The 14,696-nt window shown below is 73.9% G+C and carries 11 protein-coding genes and 1 pseudogene; 6 read left to right on the top strand and 6 right to left on the bottom strand.

Annotated elements, in window-relative coordinates:
- Together MNY60_RS21215 and priA are read right to left on the bottom strand one after the other, a co-directional pair.
- A pseudogene (locus tag MNY60_RS21215) lies at positions 1–547 on the bottom strand (molecular chaperone DnaJ); the annotation flags it as partial.
- Positions 548–639: 92 nt separating this feature from the next.
- Positions 640–2,847, bottom strand: coding sequence for a primosomal protein N' (gene priA, locus MNY60_RS21210; RefSeq protein WP_242340775.1), 2,208 nt, complete (start codon positions 2,845–2,847; stop codon positions 640–642).
- Positions 2,848–2,931: 84 nt separating this feature from the next.
- Between priA and MNY60_RS21205 the strand changes: the two genes are divergently transcribed.
- Positions 2,932–3,582, top strand: coding sequence for a hypothetical protein (locus MNY60_RS21205; RefSeq protein WP_242340776.1), 651 nt, complete (start codon positions 2,932–2,934; stop codon positions 3,580–3,582).
- Positions 3,583–3,613: 31 nt separating this feature from the next.
- Here the strand turns inward: MNY60_RS21205 and MNY60_RS21200 are convergent, their stop codons facing one another.
- Entirely contained in the window at positions 3,614–4,249 is a 636-nt protein-coding gene (locus MNY60_RS21200) for a YqiA/YcfP family alpha/beta fold hydrolase (RefSeq protein WP_242340777.1), read from the bottom strand.
- Between the two features lie 100 nt (positions 4,250–4,349).
- Positions 4,350–5,672, bottom strand: coding sequence for a replication-associated recombination protein A (locus MNY60_RS21195; protein WP_242340778.1), 1,323 nt, complete (start codon positions 5,670–5,672; stop codon positions 4,350–4,352).
- Between the two features lie 26 nt (positions 5,673–5,698).
- Here MNY60_RS21195 and MNY60_RS21190 point away from each other — a divergent pair, with 26 nt between their 5' ends.
- A complete protein-coding gene (locus tag MNY60_RS21190; RefSeq protein WP_242340779.1) occupies positions 5,699–6,538 on the top strand; it encodes an NAD(+)/NADH kinase in 840 nt (279 codons plus the stop codon).
- Between the two features lie 241 nt (positions 6,539–6,779).
- Here MNY60_RS21190 and MNY60_RS21185 read toward each other — a convergent pair whose 3' ends face one another.
- Positions 6,780–7,007, bottom strand: a complete 228-nt coding sequence (locus MNY60_RS21185; protein ID WP_242340780.1) for a hypothetical protein — start codon at positions 7,005–7,007, stop codon at positions 6,780–6,782.
- Between the two features lie 162 nt (positions 7,008–7,169).
- Between MNY60_RS21185 and recN the strand changes: the two genes are divergently transcribed.
- The 3 genes from recN to MNY60_RS21170 all read left to right on the top strand — a co-directional run bounded on the left by recN (position 7,170) and on the right by MNY60_RS21170 (position 10,976).
- On the top strand, positions 7,170–9,005 hold the full coding sequence (gene recN / locus MNY60_RS21180; protein WP_242361803.1) for a DNA repair protein RecN: 1,836 nt from the start codon (positions 7,170–7,172) through the stop codon (positions 9,003–9,005).
- Positions 9,006–9,038: 33 nt separating this feature from the next.
- Positions 9,039–9,812, top strand: a complete 774-nt coding sequence (locus MNY60_RS21175) for a Stp1/IreP family PP2C-type Ser/Thr phosphatase (protein WP_242340782.1) — start codon at positions 9,039–9,041, stop codon at positions 9,810–9,812.
- Positions 9,813–10,058: 246 nt separating this feature from the next.
- Positions 10,059–10,976 (top strand): M23 family metallopeptidase, encoded by a 918-nt coding sequence (locus MNY60_RS21170; protein WP_242340783.1) that lies wholly within the window; start codon positions 10,059–10,061, stop codon positions 10,974–10,976.
- A gap of 46 nt (positions 10,977–11,022) precedes the next feature.
- On the opposite strand, the gene MNY60_RS21165 is transcribed toward MNY60_RS21170, so the two are convergent.
- Positions 11,023–11,700: an NlpC/P60 family protein gene (locus tag MNY60_RS21165; protein WP_242340784.1), complete on the bottom strand. Its 678-nt coding sequence runs from the start codon at positions 11,698–11,700 to the stop codon at positions 11,023–11,025.
- A 143-nt stretch (positions 11,701–11,843) separates the two neighbouring features.
- On the opposite strand from MNY60_RS21165, the gene secA reads away from it, so the two are divergent.
- Entirely contained in the window at positions 11,844–14,687 is a 2,844-nt protein-coding gene (secA, locus tag MNY60_RS21160; RefSeq protein ID WP_242340785.1) for a preprotein translocase subunit SecA, read from the top strand.
- The last annotated feature ends 9 nt before the right edge of the window (positions 14,688–14,696 follow it).

Below are 14,696 nucleotides of genomic sequence, written 5' to 3'. Positions count from 1 at the left end.
CCCGGGAGGGCGGGGGCGAGGCGCGGGCGGGATTCGAGGTCGAGCTCGCGGCGCGGGGCGGAGCCCGCGGGCCAGTCGCGCTCGCCGCCCTGTTCGCGCCGCCACGCGCGGCTCCGCCGCCCGTGGTTCGCGGAGCGGGGAGCGCGATCGCCACGTTCCGGGCGGCGCCCGCCATCGGGACCGCCGGGGGCGCCCCCGCGGCCGCCGCGCGCGCCAGGGCGGCGGTGACCTCCTCCGCGAGCTGTCCGGGATCGACCGGGCGCGCGAGCTGCGGCGCTCCGGCGGGAGCGCCGTCGTCGCGGCCGAGGAGGATGAGCGGCAGGAGCGGGGCGCCGTCGCCCGCGGCGAGCCGCCGCGCGAGGGTGAGCGCCTCGCCGCCCTCGCAGGTGGCGCCCACGAGCGCGAGGGTGGGCAGCGCCTGCGCCATCACCGCGAGCGCGTCGGACGCGTTCGTCGCGAGCACCGTCTGGTGCCCGGCGCGCATGAGGACGCGCTTCACGGCCGAGATCTCGGCGATGTCGTCGTCGACCAGGAGGATGCGCGCCACGCCGCGCGATTATGGATCGCGCCCAGCAGGGGACCAAGCGGGCGCCTCCCCCGGCGGGTGCGATAGCGGCGCCGGATGCGCCGCGCCATCAGTCACAGCATCGAGTGCGGATCCATGTCGAAGCGCACCTCGGCGCCCCCCGGCGGCCGGTGGGCCACGCGCGCGAGCGCGCCGTGGACGCGGAACAGCGCCTGGGGCGAGCTCGCGCGGAAGAGGAGGTGCCAGCGGGTGCGCCCCCGGATCCGCTCGATCGCGGCGGGCGCGGGGCCGAGCATCGTCACCTCGCCCCGCAAGGACGGCCGGGCGGCCTCCGCGAGCGCCTCCGCGGTGCGGCGGGCGCCCGCCTCCGAGCCCTCGACCCGCGCGGCCAGGAGCCTGCCGAAGGGCGGGTAGCCGTGGCGCCGCCGGCGCTCGAGCTCACCCTCGGCGAACGCCGCGAAGTCGTGCCCCGCCGCGCAGGCGACGGCGGGCGTCGCGGGGTTGAAGGTCTGCACGAGGACGCGGCCCGCGTCGGCGCCGCGCCCTGCCCGGCCGGCGACCTGGGCGAGCAGCTGGAACGTCCGCTCGGCGGCGCGGAAGTCGGGGAGGGCGAGGGCGGTGTCGGCGAGCACCACCCCCACGAGCGTGACGCCGGGGAAGTCGTGCCCCTTCGTCACCATCTGCGTCCCGACGAGCACGTCGAGCTCGCGCCGCGCGAAGCGCGCGAGCAGCTCCGCGGTCTCCTCCGCCGTCCCCACCGCGTCGCGATCGAGGCGCGCGACGCGCGCGCCCGGCAAGAGCGCGCGGACCGCCTCCTCGACCTGCTCGGTGCCGACGCCCACGCCGAGCCGGGCGCCGCCGCACGAGGGGCAGGGCTCGCCGACGCGCTCGGTCCGGCCGCAGTAGTGGCAGAGCAGGATCCCGCGCCGCGCGTGGTGCGTGAGCGAGACGGCGCACTCGGTGCAGCGCGCCTCCTCGCCGCACGCCTCGCAGACGACGAGGGTCTCGTAGCCGCGGCGGTTCAGGAACAGGATCGCCTGCTTCCCGCCGGCGACCGTCTCCGCGAGCGCCTCGGCGAGCGGCGGAGAGACGAGCCCCGGGCCGAGATCGCGCCCGGGGCGCCGCAGCCTGGAGAGATCGACGAGCTCGACCTGCGGGAGCGGCCGGTCGTCGATGCGCGCGGGCAGCGAGAGGAGCCGGTAGCGGCCCCGCCGCGCGTTCTCCAGCGTCTCGAGCGACGGGGTCGCCGAGCCGAGCACCACGACCGCGCCCTCGAGCTTGGCGCGCACCACGGCGAGATCGCGCGCGTGGTAGGCGGGGCCGTCCTCCTGCTTGAAGCTGCCCTCGTGCTCCTCGTCGACGACGACGACGGCGAGGTCCGGCACGGGCGCGAAGATGGCGCTCCGCACCCCCACGCAGATGCGCGCCTCGCCGGCACGGAGGCGCTGCCACTCGGCGTGGCGCTCCGCCGGCGACAGGCCGGAGTGGAGCAGCGCGACCTCGTCGCCGAAGCGCGCCCGGAACCGGCCGGCGAGCTGCGGCGTGAGCGCGATCTCCGGGACGAGCACGAGGGCGCCCTTGCCCGCGGCGCGCGCGCGGGCGATGGCCTGGAGGTAGACCTCGGTCTTGCCGGAGCCGGTGATGCCGTGCAGGAGGAACGGCGTGAACGCGCCGAACGCCCCCGCGATGGCCTCGAGCGCCGCGGCTTGCGCAGGGGTGAGCGCGAGCGGCGTGGCGGAGGCGGGGAGGAGCCCGCCGCGCGCGACGGGCACCTCGCGCTCGAGCCGGACGAGGCCCCGGCGCGCGAGCGCGGCGAGCGCGGGCCGGCCGGACGGGAACGCGGCGCGCAGCTCCTCGACCGGGATGCGCCCGCGCGCGAGGAGGTACTCGAGGACCGCGCGCTGGACGCGCGCGCGCGCGAGGGTGGGGAGAGCGTCCGCGGCGGAGGCCTCCGGCGCGGCGTACTCGACGCCGCGGCGCACGGGCGGGGCGGCGCCCTTGCGCGTGTTGAGGCCGGGCGGGAGCGCGGCGCGGAGCAGCTCGCCCGCCGGGACGAGGTAGTAGTCCTCCGCCCAGCGGATGAGCTCGACGAGCTTCGGCGTGAACGGCGGGACCTGATCGAGCACCGCGGCGACCTCGCGCAGCGCCACGCCCTCCGGCGCCGAGGCGGGGAAGCCCACCACGTAGCCCGTCGCGCGCCGGCTCCTGCCGAAGGGCACGGCGACGCGCTGCCCGAGCGCGATCTCGGGGGCCAGCGCGGGTGGGGCGCGGTAGGTGAATGTCCCGCGCACCGCGGCGGCGACGGCGACCTCGACGAGCACGGCCGGGAGTGTAGCAAGCGATCCCCCCGCGCGCCCCGCGCGGTAGACTGCGCCTCCCGCCCACTGCCTTCCGAGGAGAACCCGATGCGCTCCCGCACGCTTCCGCTCGCCCTCGCCCTCGCCTCGATCGCCCTCGGCTGCGGCGAGCGCTCTTCCGAGGCGCCTCCGCCTGCACGAGAGCAGGCCGCGCCCGCCCCGTCGGCGCAGCCGTCCGCTCCTGCCGCCGAGACGGCGCCTTCAGCGACCCCGGCACCGGAGGCTCCGGCGCCGTCCCCGGCTCCGGCCGCGACGCCGGCTCCAGCTCCTGCGCCCGCCGCGAAGCCGGCTCCGGCCCCCGCCCCCGCCCCCGCCGCGAAGCCGGCCCCCACCCCGAAGCCCGCGCCGACGGCTCCGTCCGCAGAGGCCAAGCCCGCCACCGCCGCGGCGCCCGCCCCCGAGGCCGCCCCCGCCGCGCCCCAGGGCGCTCAGCACGCGAAGGTCGGCGACACGAAGTGCAAGATGTGCCACCGCGTCCAGCACCAGTCCTGGGCCGCGAGCCCGCATGCGGTCAAGGGACTCGACTGCGAGGGCTGCCACGGCAACGGCGCCGACTACTGGCCGGCGTCGGTCATGCGCGACCGCGAGAAGGCCATCGCGGCCGGGCTCGTCATGCCGACCCTCGCGACGTGCAAGCGCTGCCACGCGAGCCCGGACGCGTCGCTCCTCGCGAAGGTCCACGCGCACAAGGCGCAGTAGCGGATCGGCGGAAGGCGGGCTCCTCCCGGCGCTACCCGCCGAGGAGGAACGCCCGCGCCTCCTCGAAGATCCGGTCGAGCGACGCCGCGAGCTCGTGCCCGTCGTCGACCGCGACGAGCCGCGCCGTCGGGGTGCGCTCGACGAACGCCTCCACGTCCTCGAGCGGGACGGTGTCGTCGCGCGTGCCGGCGATGCACAGCGTCGGGACGCGGACCACCGGGAACGCCGGGAAGGCTCCGGCATCCTCGAAGAACTGGAAGCCGATGCGCCGCATGCGCCCGGAGGCATGGTGCATCGTCTCGAGGCCGTTCGAGCGCCAGTCCTCGAGCGCCCCCGGCCCGAGCCGGGCGCGCCAGCGCTCGAACAGCCGGAACGCCGGCGCGAGCAGGACGAGCTTCTCCACGCCGGGATCGCGCGAGGCCGCGACCGCGGCGAGATACCCGCCGAGCGAGCTGCCGATGATCGCGTGCGGCGGCGACCCCGCCCCGTCGAGCGCCGCCTCGGCGATCCCGAGCATGGAGGACGGCGTGGAGCGCTCGAAGCCCTCCGCGCCGGGCGTGAGATCCGGGACGTGGAGCGGCGCGCCGAGCGCGGCGAACCGCTCCGAGAGGACGCGCGCCTTGTGCGAGGACGGACCGGACGCGAAGCCGTGGAGGTAGAGGATCACGGCGCCGAGCCTAGCGTGGACGCACGCGGCGCGCTCGCACGAACGCCACGTCGACGCGGCGCCTCGCGAAGGCGACCGCCACGCCTCCGCCCGGACGCGCTCACCCGCCGTCCGGCCCCGGCTCGCCGCGGAGCGCGCGCAGCCGCTCGGCGAGCGTCTTCTCGAGCCCGTTGCCGGAGAGGCTCACGATCTGCTCGCCGCGGAGCGCGTCCGGGAGGTACTGCTCGGCGACGTAATGGCCCTCGAAGTTGTGGGGGTAGCGGTAGCCGCCGCCGTAGCCGAGCCCCTGCATGAGCTTCGTCGGCGCGTTCCGCAGCTTGAGCGGGACGGGCAGCGGGCCCTTCTCCTGCACGAGCCGGCGCGCGGTCGCGTAGGCGGTGAGGGCCGCGTTCGACTTGGGGGCGAGCGCGAGGTAGATGGCGGCCTGGCTCAGCGGGAGGACGCCCTCCGGCAGGCCCACGAGCTCCACCGCCTGGAGCGCCGCGACCGCGACCTGGAGCGCCTGCGGGTCGGCGTTGCCGACGTCCTCGGAGGCGAAGATCACCATCCGGCGGAGGATGAAGCGCGGGTCCTCGCCGCCCTCCAGCATCCGCACCATGTAGTAGACGGCGGCGTCGGGATCCGAGCCGCGCAGCGACTTGATGAACGCGGAGACGACGTCGTAGTGCTGCTCGCCCGCCTTGTCGTAGAGGATGGTGCGCTGCTGCAGCGCCTCCTCGGCGTCGGCGCGCGTCACCGCGGTCCGCCCCGCGAGCCGCACGGCGGAGGCCGCGACGTCGAGGGCGTTGAGCGCCCGCCGCGCGTCGCCGTACGCGTAGCGCGCGAGCGCCTCGCGCGCGTCCGGCTCGAGCGACACCGCACCGGCGAGCCCGCCCGGCGCCGCGACGGCGCGCTCGAGGAGCGCGCCCACCTCCTCCTCGGTGAGCGCGCGCAGCGTGACGACGCGGCAGCGCGACAGGAGCGCGGCGTTCACCTCGAACGAGGGGTTCTCGGTGGTCGCGCCGATGAGGGTGATGGTCCCGTCCTCGACGTGGGGGAGGAAGGCGTCCTGCTGCGCCTTGGTGAAGCGGTGGATCTCGTCCACGAAGAGGATCGTCCGCTTCCGGTGCAGGCGGCGCCGGTCGCGCGCGGCCGCGACGATCTCGCGGATCTCCTTGACGCCGCCGAGCACGGCGCTGAACGGCACGAAGTCCGTGCCGGTCCGCTGCGCGACGATGCGGGCGAGCGTGGTCTTCCCGGTGCCCGGGGGTCCCCACAGGATGAGCGACGGGACCTGGTCCGCCTCCAGGGCGCGCCGGAGCGCCGTGCCCTTCCCGAGCACGTGCTCCTGGCCGACGAAGTCCTCCAGGCGGCGGGGGCGCATCCGCTCGGCGAGCGGCTTTCCCCCCTCATCTTTCTCGGCCGCGCGATCGAAGAGGTCCATGGCGAACCGCTTATATAATGCCCGGCATGGAAGACCATCCGTGTCCCGTGCCGCGGCGCGTGGGGATCGTCCACAAGGTCAGCTCGGCGGAGGCGTCGGAGACGGCGCACTTCGTGGAGCAGTTCGTCCGCTCGAAGGGCGTCGAGGTCGTGACCGACGAGGCGGAGGTCGGCCGGTCCGCGGACCTCGTGGTCGTGCTCGGCGGGGACGGCACGCTCATCCATGCGGCGCGCCTGCTCGGGGGCCGGCCCGCGCCGATCCTGGGCGTGAACATGGGGAACCTCGGCTTCATGACCGAGGTGCCGCAGGCCGAGCTGTACCCCATGCTCGAGCGGGTGCTCGCGGGCGACGCGCTCGTGTCCGAGCGGATGAAGCTGCGGGTGCACCTGCACCGCGGCGGCCGGCCGGAGCGCGACGTGGACGCCGAGGTGCTGAACGACGTGGTGATCGGCAAGGGCGCGCTCGCGCGGATGGCGGAGCTCGACGCGCGCTGCGCCGGCGGCTACCTCGCCACCTACAAGGCGGACGGCATCATCGTCGCGACGCCCACGGGCTCGACCGCCTACGCGCTCGCCGCGAACGGCCCGATCGTCTACCCCACCATGCGCGGCGTGATCCTCGCGCCCATCTGCCCGCACACGCTCACGCAGCGGCCGATCGTGCTGCCCGACGAGCTCTCCGTGCAGATCGTGCTCATGAACGACTCCGAGGTGTACCTTACGCTCGACGGCCAGCGCGGCGTGAGGCTCGCGAAGGGCGATCTCGTGCAGGTGAAGCAGTCGTCGAACCGCGTCCTGCTCGTCAGGAACCCGAACCTCGACTACTTCGGCATCCTGCGCGCCAAGCTGCGCTGGGGCGAGCGGTAGAAAGCCGAGCTGCCGACGCGCCAGCGAAGGCGCAGGAGACCGGAGCCGAGGCGGGCACCCGCAGCGACGCGCGCCGCCGGCCCGGTATCGTGTCGCGACCCGCTCGTCGAAACGCAAGGCGCACGAGACCGGAGCCGAGGCGGGCAACCGCAGCGACGCGCGCCGAGGCGCACTGCTTCCGTGCGCCGCAGGCGCAAGGAGCGAGGACGCCCGCCGCAGGCCCGGGATCGTGCGCCGAGGCTCACGCAGGGGCGTGCGAGAGCGGAGGCGGCGGCAGGTTCCGGTACGTCTCGGCCGCGCCCGGGCCGTCGCAGGCGTGATCGGGCAGCGCGCTCGCCTCGTCGGTGACGACCGTGAAGTCGCACCAGCGGCAGCGGAACGCCGGGACCTTCACGGGCGGATCTCCCGGCACCTCGAGCTCGTGCCGCTCGAACAGCACGCGCACCGTCCCGGACACGTGGATCGTCATGGCGTCCTCCGTTGCCCCGAGCGTCCCACCGCGCCGGCGGCTCGGGAAGGCGCCTCGCCGGGACTCTCGCGGAGTCGGCTCGGCGGCTCGGAGGGCGGGCGCCCGAACGGATGGACCACTGAAAATTTGCGCAGTGTCAGGGAGCCGTGGATCAATGGCGCCATGCTCACGACGCTGCGCATCTCGGGCTTCGCGATCGTCGATGCGATCGAGGTCCGCTTTGGCCCGGGGCTGAACGTCCTCACCGGCGAGACCGGGGCCGGGAAGTCCATCCTCGTGAACGCGCTGCACCTCGTCCTCGGCGGCCGGATGAGCGCCGAGGTCCTGCGCGAGGGGGCGGAGGAGGCGGTCGTGGAGGGGCTCTTCGAGCTGCCTGCCGACCACCGCGTCCTCGCCCGCCTGCGAGACGCCGGGCTGCCCGTCGGGGCGGGGACCGTCTCGGGCGAGAGCGCGGAGCTCCTCGTGCGCCGGGTGGCTGCGCGCGGAGGGCGGGGCCGCGCGTTCGTGAACGGCGCGCTCTGCACGGTCTCGATGCTCGAGGAGGCGCTGCGCGGCCTCGTCGACGTGTCGGGCCAGCACGAGCACGTGTCGCTGCTCGATCCCACCACCCACACCGAGCTCCTGGACGCGTTCGCGGGCCTCAGGCACGCGCAGGCGGAGCCCGGGCCAGAGCTGTGCAGCGTGGAGCCGACCCTCCTCCGGTTCCGCGCAGCTCACGCGGCGCTCGCCGCCCTCGTCCGCGAGCGGGAGTCCCTCGCCGCGGACGAGGGCGAGCGGGCGCGGCGGTCGGATTACCTCGCCTTCCAGCTCCGCGAGCTCGACGCCGCCGATCCGCGCCCCGGGGAGCTCGAGGCCCTCGAGGACGAGCGGCGCGTGCTCGCCTCGGCCGAGAAGCTCCGCGACGCCGCGCGCGCCGCGGAGGCGCTCGCCTACGGCGAGGAGGGGAGCGCGTCGGAGCGGGTGGCGCAGGCGGCCCGCGCGCTCGCGGAGGCCGGCCTCCTCGACCGCCGCCTCGAGGCCCCGCTCGCGCTGCTCCGCTCGGCGGCCGTCGAGCTCGAGGAGGCGGGGCGCGAGCTCGGTCGCTACGGCGACTCGGTGGGCGGCGATCCCGAGCGGCTCGCGCTCGTGGAGGACCGGCTCGAGCTGCTCCGCGCCCTCGCGCGGAAGCACGGCGGCTCGCTCGACGCGGCGATTTCCCGGCGGGTGGCGATGCGGGAGGAGCTCTCGCGGGTCTCGGGCGGCGGAGAGCGGCTGCGCGAGGTGGGCGCCGAGATCGAGCTCCGCGGGAAGGAGGCGCTCGCGCTCGCCGCGGAGCTCACGCGGGCGCGCACCGCTGCGGCGCGCGCCTTCGCGGAGGCGGTCCGGCGCGAGCTCGACGGCCTCGCGATGGGTCGGTGCCGCATCGAGGTCGCCCTCCTCCCGCCCGAGATCGGCGTCGAGGTCGGGGGCAAGCTCCTCGGTCCGGCGGGCGCGGAGCGGGCCGAGCTCCGGATCGCGCCGAACCCGGGCGAGCCGCTCCGGCCGCTCGCGCGCACCGCCTCCGGGGGTGAGCTCTCGCGCGTGTTGCTCGCGGTGAAGCGCACGCTGGCCAGGAAGGATCCGGTCTCCACGTACGTGTTCGACGAGGTGGACGCCGGGATCGGCGGAGCGGTGGCCGAGGCGATGGGACGCGTGCTCGCCGACGTCGCGCGAGGGCGGCAGGTCATCTGCGTGACCCACCTACCTCAGGTGGCGGCCTTCGCGGAGCGTCACCACCGGGTGGAGAAGCGCGTCTCCGGCGGCCGGACCGCCACCGCGGTCGCGCTCCTCGAGAGCGACGCGGCCCGTCGGGGGGAGATCGCCCGGATGATGGCGGGGGCGACCGTGACCGACTCCGCGATCGAGCACGCGGGCGCCCTGATCGCGGCGGCCCGGGCGCCCACCCCCGAGCGCGGCCGGCGCGCCGCGCCGGCCCGGGCCGCGGCTCGCCGCGTCAGCGCAGAGGCCCGAGATCGTTAGGCGCGCGGTGCGCCCGGATGCTACGCTCGACGCGTGGTGCAACCGGCCCTGCTCCCCGTCACTGCTCACGGCCTGACCGACGTCGGGCGCCGACGCGACCACAACGAGGACGCCCTGCTGGTCGACGACGACCTCCACCTCTACGTCGTGGCGGATGGGATGGGCGGGCATGCGGGCGGGGGCACGGCCTCGCGCCTCGCGGTCGAGACCATCCAGCGGACGGTCCGGGCGGCGCGGGCCAGGACGCCGGGCGCCTTCAACCCCGGCTCCGCGGAGTCGAGCGCGCTGCCGGGCATCCTTCGTGGCGCGGTCGAGCAGGCCTGCGCGGTGATCTACGCGGCGGCGCAGGCGGACCCGGAGCTCGCGGGGATGGGGACCACCGCCACGGCGGTGCTCGTCGACGGGCGCTCCGCCTTCGTGGCGCACGTGGGCGACAGCCGCTGCTACCTCCTCCGCGAGGGCCGCATCCGCCAGATCTCGGAGGATCACTCGCTCGTCGCCGAGCAGGTGAAGGCCGGCGCGATCACCGCGGACGAGGCGAGGAACAGCCGGTTCAAGAACATCATCACCCGCTCGGTCGGGTTCGAGCGCGAGGTGAAGGTGGACGTCATGGCCTTCGCCCTCGCCCCCCGAGACGCTGTGGTCGTCTGCTGCGATGGGCTCACGAACCTCGTGGACGACCACGAGATCCTCCGGATCGTCACCGAGGCGCCGCTCGCGGAGGCTGCGGCACGGCTCGTCGCCCTGGCGAACGCCCGGGGTGGCGACGACAACATCACCGTGATCGTCCTCCGGACGGGGAACTAGAGCCGGCGCGTGAAGCTCGACGCGGCGCGGCGTCCGCCCCGCTCGCGGCGCTCCGCGCGCGCTCCCGCGATGGGGCACCGGAGGTGAATGTGTAGGCAACACGCGCGCTTGACGCCGAGCGACCCCTCTGCTACCCGTCTGGACGTCTTTCGCGAGCTCCCGAGCACCCGGGGCTGGCGTTCTGGCTCGTCCGTCGCGTCGCTAGCTTGTCGGCGCGGCCAGGCGCGGCCGCGGAGCTCTATCGGGATGGCCGCACCTCCGAAGACGCAGGTCTTCACCGTCATCGTGGTCAGCGACCACTCGCAGGCCGTCCGGAAGTTCCGGGTGCCGCGACGCTGGCTCGTGAACCTCGCCTACGGCGGCGGCGTGGTCGCGCTCGTCGCGCTCGTCGTCGTCGGGCACTACTTCGCCCTCCTGGGGTCCGCGTCCGAGAACGCCGTCCTGAAGGAGGAGAACGCGCAGCTGCGCTCGCAGATCCTGCTCGTGCAGGAGAAGGTGGCGCACATCTCGGCGACGCTCGACCGCGTCGAGCGGTTCGACGCGAAGCTCCGCACCGCCGTCACGCAGCTCCAGGATCCCGAGCGGAACCTCGCCATCGGCCCGGTGGGCAACACGGACGCCGAGGCGCAGATCCCGGGGCCCGCTCCCGCCGCTGAGGCGAGCCTCACGGCGCTTCCGGGCAAGCTCTCCTCGCTGGAGGGCGAGGCGTCGCGGCAGGAGCAGAGCCTGCGCGAGCTGCAGGAGTACTTCGACGACCAGCGCTCCCTGCTCGCGTCGACGCCGTCGATCTGGCCGGCGCGCGGGTGGGTGACCTCCGACTTCGGGACGCGCCTCGACCCGTGGACCGCCGAGCGGCGCATGCACCACGGGCTCGACATCGCGACGCCGCACGGCCAGCCCGTCTACACGCCCTCCGACGGCACGGTGGTGTTCGCCGGCACCGAGGGGAGCTACGGCAAGGTCCTCGTCATCGACCACGGCTACGGCGTGAAGACGCGCTACGGCCACCTGTCCGAGATCTTCGTGCGGATGGGGTCGCACGTCCGGCGCGGGGACAAGGTCGCCGCGGTCGGGAACACCGGCCGCTCGACGGGCACGCACCTCCACTACGAGGTGCGGGTGAACGGGATCCCGGAGAACCCCCGCAAGTTCATCCTCGAGTGAGCGGCGTCGTCCGGCGCTCGCGCCGTAGCGCTGCGAGCAGCGCTGGTCAGCGGCCGCGCAGGAGCTCCGCCGGGATCCGCCGCGGGTCGAGCCGGGCATAGCCTGCGAACAGCGCCCCCGCGAGCGTGGTCTCGCGCTCGCCGTCGCGGGCCCGCCTCGCCTTCTCGCGGAGCGCGGTGTTGAGGACGCGGTCCCCGTCCGCCGGCTCCAGGGGACGATCGGGCGTCAGCACCCCGCGCACGACCTCGCGGCCGCCGCGGTGAAGGAAGACGACCGTGCCGTGCTCGACGCGCTCCACGACGCCGACGTGCGTGAAGCGGTCGTCTCGGGCGGCGTTGCGGTTCCGGTCGTAGGTGTCGTGGAAGAAGACCAGGTCGCCGGGGGCGGGCCACGCACCTCCTCCGCCGAAGACGGTGCCGTACCGTTCCATCGCACGAAAGAGCCCCGCCACCCCCGAGCGCTCCGCCGGCGCCGCCGCCGCGACGAGGCGGACGAGGGGCACGCCCTCGGCCATGTAGACCGCCTCCACGAACCCCGAGCAGTCGGCGTTCAGGCGCGCTCCCCCCACCTCGAAGCGCCCGGAGTGGCCGACGAGGGAGGCGGCGCGCGACGCGAGGCGGTCTGGCAGGTCGCCGCCGGCGAAGGGGTCCCTGCCCGCGCGGCCGGGGCCGGCGCAGGCGGCGAGCGCCAGGAGGACGAGCGCGGCCGAGCGTGCAGGCGCCACCCCTCGAAGATACCCCAAGCGCCCGGAACTTCCCCCGTTTGACATCCTATGGCGCGTCGTTACCTAACGGGGTAAGACGGGGCGCCCGCCTGTCGCCGAGCAGCGATCCGGCGGGCCCCCGTCTCTTTTGCTCGAGGGCCCCCGTGGTCAACTACGTCCTGAAGAAGATGCTCGGCACGAAGAACGACCGTGAGCTGAAGAAGCTCCGGCCGCTCGTCGCACGCGTGAACGAGCTCGAGCCGCGGATGAAGGCGCTCTCCGACGCCGACTTCCCGCGGCTCACCGCCGAGTGGAAGCAGCAGGTCCGCGAGAAGGGACGGCCGCTCGACGAGCTGATGCCGGAGGCGTTCGCGCTGGTCCGCGAGGCGGGCGTGCGCGCGCTCGGGATGCGCCACTTCGACGTGCAGCTCATCGGCGGCGCGGTGCTGCACTCCGGGCGCATCGCCGAGATGAAGACCGGCGAGGGGAAGACCCTCGTCGCGACGCTGCCCAGCGTGCTGAACGCGATCTCCGGCCGCGGGGTCCACGTCGTCACGGTGAACGACTACCTGGCCCGTCGAGACTCCGAGTGGATGGGCCGCCTGTACCGGTTCTGCGGCCTCACGACCGGCGTCATCGTCCACGGGCTCACCGACGCCGAGCGGCAGGCGGCGTACCACTCGGACATCGCCTACGGGCAGAACAACGAGTTCGGGTTCGACTACCTCCGCGACAACATGAAGTTCCGCCTGCAGGACTACGTGCAGGGGGAGCTCAACTTCGCGATCGTCGACGAGGTGGACTCGATCCTCATCGACGAGGCCCGCACCCCGCTCATCATCTCGGGCCCGTCCGACGAGTCGTCGGATCTGTACTACCGGGTGAACCAGGTCATCCCCTCGATGATCCGGGACCAGGACTTCACGGTCGACGAGAAGAGCCGGACGATCGTGATGAGCGACTCCGGCGTCGAGAAGATGGAGAAGAAGCTCGGGGTCCAGAACCTCTACGACCCGAACGCCATCGAGACGCTGCACCACGTCGAGCAGGCGCTCCGCGCCCACCACCTGTACCGGAACGAGGTCGACTACGTCGTCAAGAACGGCGAGGTCCTCATCGTGGACGAGTTCACCGGCCGGCTCATGCCGGGCCGGCGCTGGTCGGACGGCCTGCACCAGGCGGTCGAGGCGAAGGAGGGGGTGAAGATCGAGGCGGAGAACCAGACCCTCGCCACGATCTCCTTCCAGAACTACTTCCGCATGTACTCGAAGCTCGCGGGCATGACCGGCACCGCGGACACCGAGGCCGAGGAGTTCGCGAAGACCTACAACCTCGACGTCGTCGTCGTCCCCACGAACAAGAAGAACGTCCGCAAGGACTCGGAGGACGTCGTCTACAAGACGGAGGGCGAGAAGTTCAACGCCCTCTGCGACGAGATCGAGGGGCGGCACAAGAAGGGCCAGCCGGTCCTCGTCGGCACGGTGTCGGTGGCGAAGAGCGAGGTCGTGGCGACGCTGCTGAAGCGCCGCGGTGTCCCGCACAACGTCCTCAACGCGAAGCACCACCAGCGCGAGGCCGAGATCGTCGCCCAGGCCGGCCGCAAGGGCGCGGTCACGATCTCCACCAACATGGCGGGCCGCGGCACCGACATCATCCTCGGCGGGAACGCCGACATGATGGCGAAGCACGAGGTGGGGCTGGAGCCGGACCTGCCGATGGACGGCGAGACGGAGGAGTCCTTCCTCGCGCGGCGCGCCGACTGGGCGCGGCGCCTCGCCGAGACCACCGAGCGCCTCCACCAGCAGACCGGGACGGAGCACGAGGAGGTCGTCGGGCTCGGGGGCCTGCACATCGTCGGCACCGAGCGGCACGAGTCTCGCCGCATCGACAACCAGCTCCGCGGCCGCGCCGGCCGCCAGGGCGACCCCGGCTCGTCGATCTTCTACCTGTCCCTCGAGGACGAGCTCATGCGCATCTTCGGATCCGAGCGGATCCAGGGGCTCATGAGCCGCATGGGCATGAAGGACGGGGAGCAGATCGAGCACCCGTGGCTCACGAAGGCCATCGAGGGCGCGCAGAAGAAGGTCGAGGCGCACAACTTCGACATCCGGAAGAACCTGCTCGAGTACGACGACGTCATGAACCAGCAGCGCCGCTCGATCTACGGGCTGCGCCGCAGGGTCCTCGGCTTCGGGGCGGGCATCCCGGTGGTGGAGTTCGACGAGGACCCGAAGACCAAGAAGAAGACGCGCCGCGAGCAGGTCTTCACCTGGGTTGACCAGCGCGAGCACATGCTCGATCTCGTCGAGGACCTCGTGCTGGACATGGTCGGCGCGAGCTGCCCGAACCGCGTCTCCGACTGGAACCTCGACGGGCTCTCCGCGATGGTGAAGGAGCAGTTCGGCGTCGACATGAAGTTCGCGCTGCCCACCGGCAAGGCCGCCGAGGCGCGCCGCGAGATCGAGGAGCAGGTCTACGCGGTGGTCGAGAAGGCCTACCGGCAGAAGGAGGCCGAGCTCGGGACCGACGCCGACGGCGTCGCGGTGCTGCGCCGCTACGAGCAGTGGCTGTACCTGCAGGCCATCGACCAGCAGTGGAAGGACCACCTGCTCTCGATGGACCACCTGCGCCAGGGCATCGGCCTGCGTGGCTACGGGCAGAAGGACCCGAAGCAGGAGTACAAGAAGGAAGGCTACGAGATGTTCGTGCAGATGACCTGGCGCGTGAAGAGCGCCGTCATCGGCAACCTCCTCCGCCTCCAGCTCGTGCGCCAGGAGAGCGCCGAGGAGATCGAGCAGAAGCGGCTCGCCGCCCAGCGCCGGGCGATGCAGCGGATCACCGAGACGCACGCCGAGGCGGGCGAGGGCGGCGACGGCGAGGAGAAGCCGCGCGCGAAGCAGGAGACCGTCGTCCGCACGCAGCCCAAGGTCGGCCGGAACGACCCGTGCCCCTGCGGCTCGGGCAAGAAGTACAAGAAGTGCCACGGCGCGACCGAGGCTGCCGTCTAACGGGGGACT

Origin of the sequence: Anaeromyxobacter sp. SG17 (assembly GCF_022690695.1) — a bacterium.
Classification (GTDB): Bacteria; Myxococcota; Myxococcia; order Myxococcales; family Anaeromyxobacteraceae; genus Anaeromyxobacter; species Anaeromyxobacter soli.
Note: the sequence above shows the minus strand (reverse complement) of the source record. Positions and strands in the feature narration are given on the sequence as shown.

Coding starts and splice junctions, on each gene's coding strand:
- MNY60_RS21195 (WP_242340778.1), bottom strand. CDS start 5,672: ATGGACCTCTTCGATCGCGCGGCCGAGAAAGATGAGGGGGGAAAGCCG.
- MNY60_RS21205 (WP_242340776.1), top strand. CDS start 2,932: ATGCGCTCCCGCACGCTTCCGCTCGCCCTCGCCCTCGCCTCGATCGCC.
- MNY60_RS21170 (WP_242340783.1), top strand. CDS start 10,059: ATGGCCGCACCTCCGAAGACGCAGGTCTTCACCGTCATCGTGGTCAGC.
- recN (WP_242361803.1), top strand. CDS start 7,170: ATGCTCACGACGCTGCGCATCTCGGGCTTCGCGATCGTCGATGCGATC.
- MNY60_RS21190 (WP_242340779.1), top strand. CDS start 5,699: ATGGAAGACCATCCGTGTCCCGTGCCGCGGCGCGTGGGGATCGTCCAC.
- MNY60_RS21185 (WP_242340780.1), bottom strand. CDS start 7,007: ATGACGATCCACGTGTCCGGGACGGTGCGCGTGCTGTTCGAGCGGCAC.